This is a genomic window from Sphingobacterium faecium (assembly GCF_003054045.1).
Lineage (GTDB): Bacteria > Bacteroidota > Bacteroidia > Sphingobacteriales > Sphingobacteriaceae > Sphingobacterium > Sphingobacterium faecium.
On record NZ_QBKH01000006.1, the window covers coordinates 250972 to 265864 of the forward strand.

Sequence of the window (14893 nt, forward strand, 5' to 3'; positions counted from 1 at the left end):
TAAAATTATTGGTGAAGATTATTTTGAGTATAATCCGTTAGATATTGAAGTCAATACGCCGTAGCAATAATAGGAGCTTATTAAGTATTTAATAATTATCATAGTTGGTTTGGTTATAATCCTCAAATTGAGAAATTTTTAAACTTTAAACCTTATGGTGAGACATTTTGATATGATTATGAGACGATTTGCTTGCATTTTATCTTTTTAGGTAAAAAAGTATAAAATCATAATAAAATAATGCTGATCTCACTTTTTGAAATTGATGGTCCTAATCTATCCTGTTAAAGATTGTTTTTGGATTATGAACAAGCACTTGTGTTTGCTTATTTCAACGTATAGATACGTATTTAAAGTTGTTGGGAGAAAGATTTAAATTTAGATGTACAATGGGATTGTTTTTCTATGTAAATATAAAGCGTCTATATCGCAATTGTGTTTAATCAACTGAAATAGACTTTTAGAAAAATAATAATAGAAACTAAGATCATTTAGATTGGATGATGTCTTCACGCCATTTACATGTTTTTCGGAGGACAGATCTTATAGTTTTTATCTTTGTCCAATAAGAAAGCAAGAGTAACGCCAACGATATAACCTATTAAATCTGACCATAGGAATCCTTGTCCAAATACCAGACGAAGTATTGGGTTATTTCTGATATAGATCAAAAAGGGATATTGTACCAATTGCAAGCATTCAATGAAAAAACAAAAAACAACCGCTGTTGTAAAGGAGAATAAATTTGAACGATCATAAAATAGAAACCTAGAGAGCCAGTAGACCATCACAGCATAAAGTATATCACCCGTTACAGCTGGAATAAAGGTCAATTTTCTAGAAGCTAAGCCTACTATTATTGTTATTATAGCAAGGTAAAGATACTTTATCTTTTTATTTCTCAGGTTAGTTATCATGAATGATTGCGATTACTATTTTTGATATTAACGTCAAGAATTTTTAATTACTGTGCTTGTAAACCTCTCGTAGGCTGATCTTAATTGCGAAAGTAGTTAAATATTTCGGAGAAGTGAATAAGTCGGATAATAGAACTTGAGTAGTGAGAGTAGGAACAATTGTGTAATTTAGCCAATAGCAATACAATTGGATATGGATGATTTTTTGAAACACGTAAATTCTTATTACCCCCTTTCAGAGCAAACAGCTGATGCTGTTAAGGCCATTTGCAAAATACAATCTTTCAAAAAGAATGATTTAATTTTAAGCGCAGGTGATCGGGCACGATATTATTATTTCATCCGCAAAGGTTTGTTGGGGTATTATACTGTTGATGACGATGGTCGTGCTATTTTCAAACTGTTTTTTGAAGAAAATAGCTTTGTTGCTTCTACATCGGCGATCATTGAAAATAAGCCCAGTACATTTAGTATCGTCGCTTTAGAAGATTGTGAATTAGTGATGTATTCTGCTCAAGTTTTCCGTGAGCTAGTGGTCAAATATCATGATTTGGCCTTGTTTCAAATTCATTATTTAGAGAAAAATTGGGTTGTGAAGAAGGAACCTTTAGAAATTGGTCTAAAATGGGATACAGCAAAAATCCGTTACATTAAACTTTATGAAAATCAGAAATTGTATCAACGACTTAAACAACATCATATTGCTTCATATTTAGGTATTACACCAACTCAATTAAGCCGTATACGTAAAGAGTTAAATTTCTAATCTCTCAACATATGTAAACGTTTTTCATCTTTTGAACCTAGACCTTTGTCCTGGATTAAAATAAAAAGAAGATGAAAAAAACAGCAATGACATGCTTTATTTTTGTAATTATACTACCTGTTTTTGGACAACAGATTATCCATGAGCAAGTATATAGTGCAAAAATGCAAAAGAAAGTTCCGGTAGTCATTATCACGCCTAACATCGTAAAAGGGAAAAGCTATAAAACGGTTTATATTTTACATGGTTATAGTGGCAATTCCGAAAGAACTTATCAGCAGGACATCCCTGATCTAACCACAAAATCACAGATTTTTCAAACCATTTATATTTTACCTGATGGTAATTTTAACAGCTGGTATGTCGATAGCCCTATTGATACTGGATCACAGTATCAAACTTTTATAGGAGATGAATTGGTGAAATATGTAGACGCTCATTATCCAGTCGTTTCTAATAGGGCAAGTAGGGGTATTTTGGGATGGAGTATGGGTGGTTATGGTGCAATTAACATAGGTGTTACCTTTTCACATGTGTTTTCTCTAGTTGGGAGTTCATGCGGTGCATTGGATTTTGCCCAATTTGGTGAAGCCTATCATCAATATCAAGTTGATCAAGTATTAGGTGCATATCAACAATTAGATCGATCATACTTGACTTCCAATAAGATCGGGAAAATGAAAAATGCAGATCAATTTTACATTTTGGACTGCGGTATTGAAGATGAACAGATGATCGGTATGAATAGAAGCTTTCATAATCAGTTGATAGAGGCAAATGTGGACCACATCTACCAAGAATCAAAGGGTGCTCATGATACCTCTTATTGGAGCAGATCGCTTTCTAATCAATTGGCCTTATTTGAAAATTACTTTTATTATGAAAAATTTTAGAGCAGTTATTTATGTGCTATTGGGAGCCATTAGTTATGGATTATTGGCGACAATTGTCAAATATGCGAATGGCTTAGGTATTGGAACAAGCGCACTTACATTTTGGCAATTTTTTATTGGATTTATATTTTTATTAGGTCTAGACTTAATTTGGAAAAAAAGAGCAGGAGTGGCGAAGACGGTGGTATCTTTTAAATCAAAGTCAAGGTTGCTGCTTTGGGGAACATCGCTTGGACTTACAACAACGCTATACTATCTATCGATTCAATATGTTCCTGTATCCGTAGGGATTATACTGCTCATGCAGTCCATCTGGATTAGTCTCATTGTTGAGATTGTCGTTCATAAAAAAAGACCAAATACGATTAAGATTATTGGTGTGATCATCGTTTTGATTGGTACATTGTTTGCAACAAACATTTTTGATGCGGAATTTAACCTCAGTGCAAAAGGTCTTCTATTGGGGTTCGGAGCAGGAGCTTCCTATACGGTATCACTGTTTGCATCAAGCTCTGTTGCTTTGGATGTGCCTAGTCATATTCGCAGCAAATATTTAGTTATGGGAGGTTTGCTTTTGATTATTCTATTTTGGAATATTCATATCGTTGAACAGATGAGTTTGGATAGCTTATATTGGGGAACTGTGATTGCTATCTTTGGAACTATTTTACCTCCACTTCTTTTCACAAAAGGTATTCCACAGGTGGGAATTTCGTTGGGTAATATTTTTGCTAGTCTGGAAATTCCTGTATCGATTCTATCTGCAGTTATCATTTTACATGAGTCTGTTGTCATGGTTCAATGGACTGGTATCATATTGATTTTGTTTGCAATTGTATTGATGAATAAAAAAATAAAAACTTATTCTTAAATGATGATTATGCAAGTCTAATCATAGAGACGTTTGTAACATGCAAACGTCTCTATCGTGATATATATTGAATCCGCTATCACGGTCTATTTTAAAGTAATCTTTTAATCCATTTTAATTTTGTCTCTGTGTAAGGTGGATATTTAATATTGGGCTCACCCCATGTCGCTTTTTTCAAGACTGATTTTTGATGTGTAAAACACTGAAATCCAGCTTCACCATGATAGTTGCCGATGCCTGAATTACCTACCCCACCAAAAGGAAGATATTCATTGGCGACATGCATGATTGTATCATTAATACATCCGCCACCAAAAGATAGGTATTCAAGAAACATTTCTTTTTCTAATGATTCGTTACTGAATAAATAAGCCGACAGTGGTTTTTCTTGTTGGCTGATGATTTGATAAGTTTGCTCTAGATCTATGTAGGTCAATATAGGTAGGATGGGTCCAAATATTTCTTCTTGCATCACTTGATCTTCCCAACTGACATCAGTCATAATAGTAGGTGCAAAATGAAGCAGTTCCGGATTGTTTTTCCCGCTGATATAAGCGACCTTATCTTTATTGATCATCTGCTCGAGACGGTCATAATTGCGTCTATTGATGATGCTTACATAGTGATCTGAATGTTCCGTATAGCGTATTTCTTCTAATACTATTTTGATCATTTGCAATACCTGATCTTTGATCGACTCGTGGACATATAGGTAATCTGGAGCAATACAAGTCTGTCCGCTATTGAGAAATTTTCCCCATATCAAACGCTTAACGGCAACTTTTAGATCTGCTGAAGGGGTTATAATCGCTGGTGATTTACCTCCAAGTTCCAATGTCACGGGACATAAGTGTTTAGCAGCAGCTTGATACACGATTTTGCCGACTTTAGGACTTCCTGTAAAGAAAATTTTATCATAACGCAGTTCCAATAGAGCGGTAGTTTCTGGTATGCCACCCTTGATCACATAGAGATACTCTTTTGGAAAATTTGTATTGATAAGCTCTTCCATGAACAGCATGGTCTGCTCAGGAAGTTCACTTGGTTTGATCATAGCCGTATTACCTCCTGCTATCGCACTAACCAGAGGCGCTAGTGTCAATTGGTATGGATAATTCCATGCTCCGATAAGGAGTGTAATTCCTAAAGGATCTGAATATCGATAACTCTTTCCGGGTAGATTTGCCAAGTTTGTGCGAACTCGTTTGGGCTTTGCCAGTCTATCGAGGTGTTTTAAATAGAAATCTATTTCGGAATAAATAATAGTCAGTTCATTGGTATAAGTTTCGAAAGGAGATTTTCGAAAATCTTTGTAAATAGCATCATAACATTTTTCTTCGTTGGATTTAAGTAGTTCCTTTAATTTGAAGAGTTGTTGTTTTCTGAAATTAATAGATTTGGTAGCTCCTGATAGGAAGAATTGTCTTTGAGACTCATGTATCTGTTGTAAATCCATATATTTAATATGTGTAGCCTCTATTGTTATTTTTAATTTTCGACTGCTTTAATAAATTCGGTATCCATAGGAGAAATACTTGGCCCAAAATAATGAGTTAGATTTCCATTCTCATCAACGATATATTTGCTGAAATTCCAATCTGGTGCATGATCATTCCATCCATTATACGAGGCATTTGTTAACCATTGAAATACGGAGTGCTGTGCGCTGTCTTTGATGACTGTCGTTTTTTTAGCAACAGGAAATGAAAGTCCGAAATTTAACTGACAAAATTGTGTAATTTCAGCATCACTACCTTGTTCTTGACTACCAAAATCATTAGCTGGAAAAGCAATTATAGCAACTTGATCGCCTAACTTTTCATGTAATTGTTGTAATTCTTCATATTGACGGGTATAACCACAGTCAGATGCTGTGTTTACCAATATTACTTTTTTTCCTTTAAGATTGGAAAAATCTAATTGTTGACCATTGCTTTTTATTATATTTAAATGGTAAAATGACTCCGGAGTTTCTTTTTCGGGTTTGTTGTAACGAATTGTCCCCATCTTTCCTGATTTGGAAATCTTTTTGATCAGAGGGTAGAGGATATGCATTATTTTTTGCTTTAAATTCATAGTGAAAGACTTTTGATGTGTGATACCGGTTATTTTTTCGAAATCAGTTGTGAAAAACATGGAGTCCTTTAAAAAATATTTTAAATAGCGACTGCAGGAACTAAGTTACAAATAAATAGTTTGTCTGTAGTGAGATGCTTGTGCCTCTTGAATTCATTAGAATAAATTTTAAAAATGAAGTTATTATAACAAATCACCATATCATAAGTCTTTGTTAATTTCTAAAGGTAAAAGACAGATCATCTTTACATAATCAAAACTAGCATGTTTGCTATTAAAAAATAAAATATCAGTTACTATTGTCTTGACACAAGATATCTATAATGAGGGTTCAAATTGAAATAAATTGTTGAAAGTACTTGATCGAGTGCTGTGGATAGAAGCGTTGAGTATACATGGACTGCTTCGTGCGGATGGATTATTTAAAACAGAAAAAGGAGAAGTCTACGTATTTTCTTCTCCTTTTTCTGTTGTACTTGAATGTAATACCTTATAAAAATTAAAGCTTTGAAAGCTGATTATTGATGAAGATTAATTCTTCTGTGCTGATGTTGATGTCCATTGCTTTAGCATTGGCAACAGATTGTTCAGCATTTCGAGAACCAGCCAATACAACTGTTATGGCAGGTTGAAGTGTTGTCCAGCGTAGTACCAATTGTGCTACAGATACTTTCTTATTTTGCGCAATAGGCTCAAGTGAGGCCAGTAAATTCTTTACTTTTTCAAGATTAAATTGAGAAAAATAGTCATTACGATGATCATTTTCTTTTAATTTACTTTCATTAAAATATTTACCTGTTAACAAACCTCGTTCCATGGGGCTGTAGACTATGATTCCTGTTTTGGTGTCGAATGCATAGGGTACCAAATCATGCTCAATACCACGGTTGAGCATACTATAGGAAACTTGATTACTGGCTAATTGGATTGTTTCTGACGCCTCTTTTAATTGTGGTATGTCGTAATTACATACTCCGGCAGCACGTATTTTTCCTTGTTCAATCAGTAACTCCAAAGCCTCCATAGTTTCGCTGATGGGAGTTGTCGAATCTGGCCAATGTACTTGTAGCAGGTCGATGTAATCTGTCCCCAAGCGTTTGAGACTCTCTTCAACTTCTTTCATGATATTAGCCTTTGAAGTATATTTAAACACAGGAACAGCTTGCCCATTTTCTTCTGCGTCAAAGAAAAATGCTCCTTTACCTCGATTACTACCATCCCAAACTAATCCAAATTTAGTCAATAACTGTATTTTTGATCTGTCTTTTCCTTTGATGGCTTCACCGATCATTTCTTCGCTCAAACCAAATCCATAGAATGGAGCAGTATCGATACTGCTAACACCATAATCAAGTGATGCATGTATGGCAGCAATAGAATCTTTCTTTTCATTTCCGCCCCACATATTTCCTCCAATGGCAAATGCTCCGTAAGTGATTGCTGATAATTCTAGGGTTGTATTTCCTAATCTTCTATATTCCATGATGTTATTTTTTTAAATTAATGTTGTAATCAATATGGTGGGTGGCTCCTGTAGTTTTTCTTCTATCAATTTACCAAATGCTTGAATGTAGGATTGTCGGTTGTGGTTGTCTAGACCCGCTTGTGATTTCCATATCTCGTAGAAGATAAACAGATTATCATCATCAATAGCTTGATGTAAGCTGTATAATTCACACGCTTCTTCTTGACGTGTTTCTTCAACCATATGTTGTAATACAGAAAGGATTTCAGCTCTATACTCACTTCTTGCTCTAATGAGGGCTGTTAAATAAATTTTCATGATATTAATTTTTCTGTTATTATTTCTGTGAACACTTTTTCAAGATGATTTTCATAAGCTTGCATATCGCGTAAAATGTCAGCATTTTTTTCAACATCATGAAAGTGAAAACTCTCTAGTTTTTCAAGTGATGCAAAGGCATTCATGCTATGGAAACCAAATAGAGGTCCCTCGTCTACACTGGTTTGTTTGAAAAACTCTCCAGGTAATGTAAAAGCTGTTTTAGGTGCATTCCAGCTGGATGTGACCATGTATTTTCGGCCCTGTAACATTCCTCCGGTGCCATAGTTAATGTCGGGGTTTTCGGAACGTCTTCCATCATTACGATAAATTCCTTTACCATGACCTGCCGTAAATACCTCATCAATATATGTTTTAAAACCATTTGCAACCTGAAACCACCACATCGGAGTGTGGTAGATAATATAATCTGCCCAAACAAATTTTTCCACTTCTTTCTCTTTGTCGTATCCTTCAGATATCGTTGTTACTTTGACCTCCACATCCATAAACCTTTCGAAAAATGCAACTGTGTGTTGCGTGACTGTTTTATTAAATTTTCCGCTTGAATGAGCGAATGACTGTCCTGCATTTATAATTAATATATGTTTCATTTTATGCGATTTTAAATTTCTGATACAAATTTATTAGTATATGAGTTATTATTATAATAGTATAAATTATACACATGTATCATATTTATGATACATGTGTATGGATAGATAATTCCCATTATAATTGAATAGCATAGGTGTGCTGTACACCTATGTATATTCTATTTGTATGTTGTAGTGAATTATAAATGCCTATATGATCGATCCATCGATATGATGAGTACGCTAAAATATGACTACCTTAGTATTATTTTAATGATAATTTACTTTTAATTAGACTATAATATTGATACTATGGTTAATTTAGAATGGTATCGTACTTTTAAGGCGATTTATAAAACAGGTACCTTGACTGGAACTGCAGAGGTATTATTTATTTCGCAACCTGGAGTTAGTTTACATTTGAGCTCGTTAGAAACGTATGTGGGACATAAGCTTTTTGATCGAACTGGTCGTAAGATGATTCCTACTGAACATGGGAAAGTTTTATTCAATGCATTAGTCGATCCATTAACTAAACTTGAAGAGGTCGAAAAAAATTTTCAGCGATCAACGGAAAAGCATGTTCCCACAATAAGTGTAGGTATGTGTTTTGAAACTTTTCAAATTACGTTAGAACAATATGTTTCTACACTACCTTTTAATTTAATTATCAGTTTTGGAGATTATCCAGAAATGTTAGATCAATTAGATAAAGGGATTCTGGATTTGATCATAACACCAAAAAAAGGAATTTCTGCAAATATAGAACATGAGTCCTTTTCTCATGAGAAAATTGTATTGGTGGCAGGCAAAGATGTCGATTCTATTGCTTTTAAAGAAGTGCTCAAGACTAAAAATAAGGGTTTTATCGAAGAGTGGTTGAAGCAACAAAAATGGTATGGTACGACAGGTGATATGGAACATCTTTTTAACTTTTGGAATTTGAATTTTGGTAAAAAGCCAGATTTTAGACCCAACTATATTGTTCCCAATCTCAATTCTATAGTGCGTTGTCTCAGTGCTGGAACTGGTTTGGCTGTAGTTCCAGATTTTTTATGCCATAGCGAGATTGATAACGGTAGCATACAACTGATCTGGGAAGGGGATAAAAAGTTGAAAAACACCCTATATTTCGGCAATCGGAAAAAAACTGTTCATCATGAAGAAATTGATCATATTAAAACATTATTCAGAAAAGTAATGGCAAGATAATTGTTTTTTTTGGTTTAGTTTAATAGTACCTATACTTCTGTAACAAATCAAATTGGTATCAAAAAGCTAAAGTTTTGAGTTTTTTTTATAAATTGAGATTAAGTTCATGGGATATACTTATACTATTGAGATTGATGAAATTAAAAGGTCAAGCTGATCATCTTTTTTTGTATTAATGCGATAACAACTGATTTTTATAGAATGGAAATGAAGAAAGCTCATATAAAATGGGGGATTATTGGATGTGGAGATGTAACAGAAAAGAAGAGTGGTCCTGCCTTTAATAAAGTCAGTAATAGCCAATTGTTGGCTGTTATGCGGAGGAATGGAGAAAAAGCAGCAGACTATGCACGTCGACATCACGTTCCATTGTGGTATGATGATGTAAATCAGTTATTACTTAATTCCGAAATTAATGCCATTTATATCGCTACACCGCCCTCTTCACATTTAGAATATGCTATTAGGGCATTGAAACATGGTAAAGCAGTTTATATTGAAAAACCAGTTACGCTCAATGCAGATGAAGCAATAGGTCTGGCTGTCGCTGTTAAGCAATATCAAGGAAAGCTTGTCGTCGCTCATTATCGAAGACAGCTTCCCATGTTTCTCAAAATTAAAGAAATCATTATGGAAGGAGTGATTGGTGATATCCGACTAGTGGATTTACGTCTTTGGCAATCTAGATCTCCTGATTTAGTTACTCAGGATGCATCAAATTGGCGTACAAACCCAGCAGTTTCAGGGGGAGGATATTTCTTTGATCTTTCGCCACACCAGTTAGACTTAATGCTTTATTTCTTTGGAAATCCCCTTTCTTATTCAGGTTTTAGTCAGATTCAGACTCCTCATGGTGAAGTTGCGGATCAAACAAGAGGAGTAATATTATTTGATAATAAAGTTGTATTTAACGGAAGCTGGAATTTTAATGTATCGAAATCCGATAATGTGGATAGTTGTGAGGTAGTAGGAGAGCTAGGTAGCTTAATATTTTCAATATTTGGCAATAAGATGACCTTAAAAAATGGCGATGGAGAGCAGGAAATTTTCTTTACACATCCCGAAAATATTGAACATCCGATGATTGCTAATACTGTAAATTATTTTTTAGGGAAGGGGACAAATCCAAGTTCAATAGAAGAAGCAGTTACTTTAATGCGTATCATTGATACATTTGCTACAGTAATATAATTGATTTTATGATACTGTACACGAATGTTTTCTCCTCTTATTGTTTATAAAAATTAATTCGATAAATACAATTTGATCAATTTAAATTTAATTCTGTATTGTTGAGCCTGTTTTATATCAATCAATTTTTCTAAAAAAATAGGAATCTACCAGTTCATGGTCGATTCCTATTTTTTTTTTCTGTTTGGACTACTACTAGTTAAGCAACATCAATTGTGGCTTGAATAGTTTTTGTTATTGCGTCCAATAATACTTCTTTGTAAGCCATGAAATGAATCTGACGATCTACTTCTTCTGATAATTTCAAAGCAGTTTTAGCTGTTTTGACAGCTTGTAATTCATTTAAATAAAGATTATTAAATGTCTCTGTGTCTTTATTTTTAAGTATTCTTATCGTATGAGAATATTGTTCAAATATATCCGTTATGATCGCTAAATTAGCGCTATCAAAATGTTGAAGTTCAATTGTTTTTTCAGAAAGCTTCTCAAGCTTTTTTCTTTCTTTTGCGTAACCCATAATGTTTGCGAAGATACTGAATTTTATGTATCTATTTGCACCTTAAATGGAATACATACCTGCTAAGATTACAACAGCCTATACCTTTTATTATTATCTAATCCTCCTAGTTCTTATATTATATATCCAAAATATTTGATTGTTGAGTTTTTTTATTTTAAGTTATCATGCACTTATTATTTTCTTGAATCGGGTACTATAAACCATCACCATATAGCTAGTTTTACTTTCTGTAACCGAATTCCTATATTAAAATGATATTCTGATTAAAATAAATACTTGAAATATGTTAATTGTTACTAACAAAATGTCTTACTGAAGGTTTATATTATAGGTGATGATCATGTCCTGTACATTTCTGTCATTAGCAGATGAACAAATTAAAGCAAGATCAGAAAGTACGTTTAATGATTTAAGTAATCTAAAAATCGCTTTGATGAGGTAATAGTCATTTGAAACTTATGGTATTCAATAATGAAATTGAAACGATAAATATTCAATGTTTTTTGCTTTCAACCCGTATTCTTTCTCAATTGTATACAGAAGTGGACAACTTATTTTTCTGATTTCAATACCATCATGCGCTGCCAAAAACAAATATTAGATTTTTTGTCTTTCATAGGGGTTAAATACCTAGTGAATGGAATAAAATCATTCCTTTAATTGAGGTTCTGTGTATTTTAAAAATACACATCCTAATTTAACTTTAGGTTTAGGCGTATAAATACTCATTTTTACGAATAAAATCGAGAGGATATAGCATACTGTTTGCTCTTTTGTTAACAGCAATCTTGATCAAATGTTTTTAATTAAGATCAATATTGTCAAATAAAATTAAAGTAAGCGTTAACAAAGATTTATAACAGTACAGCACAAAAAATTATCCTTTATGACGAAGACAGAATTTAACACCCAAGTAATTGAGCAGACAAATGAGCTCAAGGTTTTTGCAAAACGTTTTACAAATGATCATGACGAGGTCAATGATCTGTTGCAAGATACAATGTTGAAAGCGGTTAGCTACTTTCGTAATTTTCAAGAAGGATCTAATCTAAAAGCTTGGCTTTATACCATTATGCGCAATACTTTTATCAATAATTACAGACGTACAACAAAAAGTCGTTCTTTTATTACTACAGAAGACGAAATCAGTACGGCACATCTTCATTATTCTTCTGTTAGAAATGGAGGTGAAGATAAATTTGTAATGGAAGATATTCAAAAAGCATTAGGAGAATTAGATGAAGGATTTTATGTACCGTTTACTATGTTATTTGAGGGGTATAAATATAATGAAATTGCGGAACATCTTAATCTACCAATTGGGACTGTAAAAACACGTATTCACATTGCCCGTAAAAGATTAAAAGGTACTTTGGCAACTTATAAAAATTAAGTTTGATATCAATATAAAAAAGGGTCCTCCACAAATCAGATGTGGAGGACCCTTTTTTATATGGTTTTGTGAGTTAGCTTATTTTTAAAATTAATTTTCTAATGATTTGATAAATTTTAAAAGGCTTTTCTCTGTTGCATCACCCGAATCTTTTATTTCTAGTTTTTTATTTAGTTTAGAAAGTAATGTTTTCAATGCACCTGATACATATTGTTTTTGTAAATCGGGATGTATATAGTAGTTGCGGGTGACTGTTCTCGTATTACCCAATTGTTGGGCAACATAATCGAGAATATTCACCAGCATTTTTTTTCGTTCACTTTCAATTTCCGAAAATGGTTGTTGAGCCATCATCATTAAAGCTAGAGAGCAACCTGCCCATGTTCTAAAATCTTTACAGGTATAGTCTTCTTGCATTGCTTTCTTCAGGTAAAGATTGAGATCTCCAGAATCTAGCCTTTGGATATTCCCTTCTTGATCATAATATTGAAAAAGTTCCTGACCAGGGATATCCTTCAAATTTTTTAACATTTTCGCGATTTTAGGTTCTTTGAGATATACCTGTTGTACGACACCTTTTTTTCCTTTGAATTTGAAAAAAATTTCATTGCGGTCGATTTTTATATGTCTATTTTTTAGAGTTGTAAGACCAAAAGATCCATATTCTATTTCATAAGACTTATTACCAGCTCGTATATAAGTGGCATTCATGGTACAAATAGCTATTGCACAGACTTTGTCTTTTATCATGCCCTTTTTTCGTAAATCTTTTTCAAGTTGATGGCGCAATAGCTTCATTTTCTTAGCAAAACCCACCAATCGATCAAATTTTTTTAGATTGCGGATACTGGACCAATTAGGGTGATACTTGTACTGTTTGCGACCACGTTGGTCTATTCCGGTGGCTTGTATGTGACCATTTTTAAATTTACATATCCACACATCACGCCATGCAGGTGGTATCACTAGTGCATTTATTCTCTTAATGGTATCTTCATCTTCAATGGGTCCTTTTTTAGAAAAATAACAGAATTTTCCTTTTTTCTGTTTGCGTCCATAACCTGATTCTTTACCAGTAACATAACGCAGATTGAGCTCCACAGCTGGATGGGGAGAAGATATTGTAGTTTTCATTGAAAATTTTATTGTTTTGGTAGAATCAAGAATTAAAACTCGCAATCCTCAGATTGGTGAGTCTTTTTATTATTTATTAATCAATTTTAGCCATCCTATTTTATTGTAAAATTATAGCCCACCTTAGATCTTCGTATCCTATCGAAATTCTATGGTAATAGTTTAAACTAATTTGTGGTAACAATGTTTTGATAAGTGAAATTTTAGGTATTATTTGCAAGAGCTTAGGTATTTGTAACCATTTTAATGGTCGAAGACTGCTCTAATGACCTTTTATAGGATATTTTTATTGGATTCAGCAATTCTCTAAATTTTGAATATAGACATTGATTCTTATCCTATTAAAAAGAGCTGATCATTCGACAAGTAAAGAACGAACCTTTTTATATGTCATTCGTTATATCAGTATTGTCAATCATTAAATTACAGAGTATGGCTTATTTATTTGAAGAAAAACATAGATTAGGATTAGGTGGGGTAGCAATAGGGACTGGCTTTGAGGTCTTGTCTGATAAACAGTCGCACATGATATTACAAAAAGCCTGGGATTTGGGTATTCGCTATTACGACACTTCTCCTTGGTACGGATTGACCAAAAGTGAGGCAAGATTTGGAGAGTTTTTAAAAGAACAGGATCGATCTGAATATTTACTATCATCAAAAATTGGTCGCTTGTTTGAACCGGTGATACCAGAAGCGGTCCCTCCGACAATGTGGAAATCTCCATTTTCATTTGATTTTGAACATGACTATACTGCTGAGGGTACAAAACGTTCTATTGATGATAGTTTACAAAGGATGGGGGTGGATCATTTGGACATTGTATTTGTTCATGACTTGTCTGAAGATCAAGTTGGTGATCGTTATGCTTATTTTCTTAAACAGGCGGAGCAAGGTGCATTTAAAGTATTGTCCGATTATCGCGATCAAGGTATTATAAAAGGGTGGGGTTTAGGTGTCAACAAAATTGAACCAATTTTAGATTGTTTAGAGGTTGCTGATCCTGATGTATGTCTATCAGCAACGCAGTACTCCATTCTTGAGCATGAGGATGCGGTCGATCGTCTTTTACCTGCGGTAAAAGATCGGGGAGTCAAGCTAGTCTCTGGAGCTGGTTATAACTCGGGATTCATTGCTGGAAGAAATCGCTACAATTATAAGTCAATTATACCGAAGGGTATGGTTGAAAAGAGGACACGTATTGCACAAATTGCTGCTGCTTACGGTGTTGATATGATCGCCATAGCTATGCAATTTGTATTGGCTAACGATTCGTTTGTTTCCATCATACCAGGGGCAAGCACAGTAGATCAGGTGGCTAGTAATGTACATGCTTTGCACGCAAATATCCCTCATCAACTTTGGCAAGAACTAAAACAGGAAGGACTCATTTATGAAAATGCTCCTGTACCGCAAGGATAATAATATGCCCCAGTGTCTGTTTATTTTACCATTGATCAGGTGGATTCTGAGTCTTAATCGGTCAATATTACCCTTTTGCTAATGCCTTTATAGGAGCGTAATAGAACATTGTTCTGTAT

General features: G+C 33.8%; 16 protein-coding genes. 8 read left to right on the forward strand and 8 right to left on the reverse strand.

The genetic code is table 11. From position 1 onward, the window contains the following. Nucleotides 1-518: 518 nt before the first annotated feature. Nucleotides 519-917: a ribosomal maturation YjgA family protein gene (locus C8N37_RS17535; protein WP_108160123.1), complete on the reverse strand. Its 399-nt coding sequence runs from the start codon at nucleotides 915-917 to the stop codon at nucleotides 519-521. 193 nt (nucleotides 918-1110) lie between these two features. Here C8N37_RS17535 and C8N37_RS17540 point away from each other — a divergent pair, with 193 nt between their 5' ends. The 3 genes from C8N37_RS17540 to C8N37_RS17550 all read left to right on the forward strand — a co-directional run bounded on the left by C8N37_RS17540 (nucleotide 1111) and on the right by C8N37_RS17550 (nucleotide 3447). Continuing rightward, nucleotides 1111-1683 (forward strand): Crp/Fnr family transcriptional regulator, encoded by a 573-nt coding sequence (locus tag C8N37_RS17540; RefSeq protein WP_108160124.1) that lies wholly within the window; start codon nucleotides 1111-1113, stop codon nucleotides 1681-1683. 71 nt (nucleotides 1684-1754) lie between these two features. After that, entirely contained in the window at nucleotides 1755-2576 is an 822-nt protein-coding gene (locus tag C8N37_RS17545; RefSeq protein WP_108160125.1) for an alpha/beta hydrolase, read from the forward strand. Next, a complete protein-coding gene (locus C8N37_RS17550; protein ID WP_170114556.1) occupies nucleotides 2563-3447 on the forward strand; it encodes an EamA family transporter in 885 nt (294 codons plus the stop codon). The genes C8N37_RS17545 and C8N37_RS17550 overlap by 14 nt, the downstream gene beginning before the upstream one ends. Before the next feature lie 91 nt (nucleotides 3448-3538). Here C8N37_RS17550 and C8N37_RS17555 read toward each other — a convergent pair whose 3' ends face one another. Beyond that, a complete protein-coding gene (locus C8N37_RS17555; protein ID WP_108160127.1) occupies nucleotides 3539-4903 on the reverse strand; it encodes an aldehyde dehydrogenase in 1365 nt (454 codons plus the stop codon). Between the two features lie 32 nt (nucleotides 4904-4935). After that, nucleotides 4936-5523: a glutathione peroxidase gene (locus tag C8N37_RS17560; RefSeq protein WP_108160371.1), complete on the reverse strand. Its 588-nt coding sequence runs from the start codon at nucleotides 5521-5523 to the stop codon at nucleotides 4936-4938. A 346-nt stretch (nucleotides 5524-5869) separates the two neighbouring features. Between C8N37_RS17560 and C8N37_RS22860 the strand changes: the two genes are divergently transcribed. Continuing rightward, nucleotides 5870-6019 (forward strand): hypothetical protein, encoded by a 150-nt coding sequence (locus C8N37_RS22860; RefSeq protein ID WP_170114557.1) that lies wholly within the window; start codon nucleotides 5870-5872, stop codon nucleotides 6017-6019. Nucleotides 6020-6022: 3 nt separating this feature from the next. On the opposite strand, the gene C8N37_RS17565 is transcribed toward C8N37_RS22860, so the two are convergent. The 3 genes from C8N37_RS17565 to C8N37_RS17575 are packed head-to-tail and all read right to left on the reverse strand — an operon-like array spanning nucleotide 6023 to nucleotide 7920. Beyond that, nucleotides 6023-7006, reverse strand: a complete 984-nt coding sequence (locus C8N37_RS17565) for an aldo/keto reductase (RefSeq protein ID WP_108160128.1) — start codon at nucleotides 7004-7006, stop codon at nucleotides 6023-6025. A gap of 12 nt (nucleotides 7007-7018) precedes the next feature. Beyond that, nucleotides 7019-7306, reverse strand: coding sequence for a putative quinol monooxygenase (locus tag C8N37_RS17570; RefSeq protein ID WP_108160129.1), 288 nt, complete (start codon nucleotides 7304-7306; stop codon nucleotides 7019-7021). Then, complete coding sequence (locus C8N37_RS17575; protein WP_108160130.1) at nucleotides 7303-7920, reverse strand: NAD(P)H-dependent oxidoreductase; 618 nt, start codon at nucleotides 7918-7920, stop codon at nucleotides 7303-7305. The genes C8N37_RS17570 and C8N37_RS17575 overlap by 4 nt, the downstream gene beginning before the upstream one ends. A 294-nt stretch (nucleotides 7921-8214) precedes the next feature. On the opposite strand from C8N37_RS17575, the gene C8N37_RS17580 reads away from it, so the two are divergent. Then, the gene (locus C8N37_RS17580; RefSeq protein ID WP_108160131.1) at nucleotides 8215-9114 is read left to right on the forward strand and encodes a LysR family transcriptional regulator; all 900 of its coding nucleotides are present in this window, start codon (nucleotides 8215-8217) and stop codon (nucleotides 9112-9114) included. Between the two features lie 207 nt (nucleotides 9115-9321). After that, the gene (locus tag C8N37_RS17585) at nucleotides 9322-10305 is read left to right on the forward strand and encodes a Gfo/Idh/MocA family protein (RefSeq protein ID WP_108160372.1); all 984 of its coding nucleotides are present in this window, start codon (nucleotides 9322-9324) and stop codon (nucleotides 10303-10305) included. A 199-nt stretch (nucleotides 10306-10504) separates the two neighbouring features. Here C8N37_RS17585 and C8N37_RS17590 read toward each other — a convergent pair whose 3' ends face one another. Beyond that, nucleotides 10505-10822 (reverse strand): hypothetical protein, encoded by a 318-nt coding sequence (locus tag C8N37_RS17590; protein WP_045755665.1) that lies wholly within the window; start codon nucleotides 10820-10822, stop codon nucleotides 10505-10507. 889 nt (nucleotides 10823-11711) lie between these two features. Between C8N37_RS17590 and C8N37_RS17595 the strand changes: the two genes are divergently transcribed. After that, nucleotides 11712-12218 (forward strand): sigma-70 family RNA polymerase sigma factor, encoded by a 507-nt coding sequence (locus C8N37_RS17595; protein ID WP_108160132.1) that lies wholly within the window; start codon nucleotides 11712-11714, stop codon nucleotides 12216-12218. A 90-nt stretch (nucleotides 12219-12308) separates the two neighbouring features. Here the strand turns inward: C8N37_RS17595 and C8N37_RS17600 are convergent, their stop codons facing one another. Continuing rightward, nucleotides 12309-13352, reverse strand: a complete 1044-nt coding sequence (locus C8N37_RS17600; RefSeq protein ID WP_108160133.1) for a DNA topoisomerase IB — start codon at nucleotides 13350-13352, stop codon at nucleotides 12309-12311. A gap of 432 nt (nucleotides 13353-13784) precedes the next feature. Here C8N37_RS17600 and C8N37_RS17605 point away from each other — a divergent pair, with 432 nt between their 5' ends. Further along, nucleotides 13785-14774 (forward strand): aldo/keto reductase, encoded by a 990-nt coding sequence (locus tag C8N37_RS17605; RefSeq protein WP_228115855.1) that lies wholly within the window; start codon nucleotides 13785-13787, stop codon nucleotides 14772-14774. Nucleotides 14775-14893 lie beyond the last annotated feature (119 nt).

Excerpts from the sequence above, each read along its gene's own strand:
- C8N37_RS17535 (WP_108160123.1), bottom strand. The coding sequence starts at position 917 with ATGATAACTAACCTGAGAAATAAAAAGATAAAGTATCTTTACCTTGCT.
- C8N37_RS17540 (WP_108160124.1), top strand. The coding sequence starts at position 1,111 with ATGGATGATTTTTTGAAACACGTAAATTCTTATTACCCCCTTTCAGAG.
- C8N37_RS17545 (WP_108160125.1), top strand. The coding sequence starts at position 1,755 with ATGAAAAAAACAGCAATGACATGCTTTATTTTTGTAATTATACTACCT.
- C8N37_RS17550 (WP_170114556.1), top strand. The coding sequence starts at position 2,563 with ATGAAAAATTTTAGAGCAGTTATTTATGTGCTATTGGGAGCCATTAGT.
- C8N37_RS17555 (WP_108160127.1), bottom strand. The coding sequence starts at position 4,903 with ATGGATTTACAACAGATACATGAGTCTCAAAGACAATTCTTCCTATCA.
- C8N37_RS17560 (WP_108160371.1), bottom strand. The coding sequence starts at position 5,523 with ATGAATTTAAAGCAAAAAATAATGCATATCCTCTACCCTCTGATCAAA.
- C8N37_RS17565 (WP_108160128.1), bottom strand. The coding sequence starts at position 7,006 with ATGGAATATAGAAGATTAGGAAATACAACCCTAGAATTATCAGCAATC.
- C8N37_RS17570 (WP_108160129.1), bottom strand. The coding sequence starts at position 7,306 with ATGAAAATTTATTTAACAGCCCTCATTAGAGCAAGAAGTGAGTATAGA.
- C8N37_RS17575 (WP_108160130.1), bottom strand. The coding sequence starts at position 7,920 with ATGAAACATATATTAATTATAAATGCAGGACAGTCATTCGCTCATTCA.
- C8N37_RS17580 (WP_108160131.1), top strand. The coding sequence starts at position 8,215 with ATGGTTAATTTAGAATGGTATCGTACTTTTAAGGCGATTTATAAAACA.
- C8N37_RS17585 (WP_108160372.1), top strand. The coding sequence starts at position 9,322 with ATGAAGAAAGCTCATATAAAATGGGGGATTATTGGATGTGGAGATGTA.
- C8N37_RS17590 (WP_045755665.1), bottom strand. The coding sequence starts at position 10,822 with ATGGGTTACGCAAAAGAAAGAAAAAAGCTTGAGAAGCTTTCTGAAAAA.
- C8N37_RS17595 (WP_108160132.1), top strand. The coding sequence starts at position 11,712 with ATGACGAAGACAGAATTTAACACCCAAGTAATTGAGCAGACAAATGAG.
- C8N37_RS17600 (WP_108160133.1), bottom strand. The coding sequence starts at position 13,352 with ATGAAAACTACAATATCTTCTCCCCATCCAGCTGTGGAGCTCAATCTG.
- C8N37_RS17605 (WP_228115855.1), top strand. The coding sequence starts at position 13,785 with ATGGCTTATTTATTTGAAGAAAAACATAGATTAGGATTAGGTGGGGTA.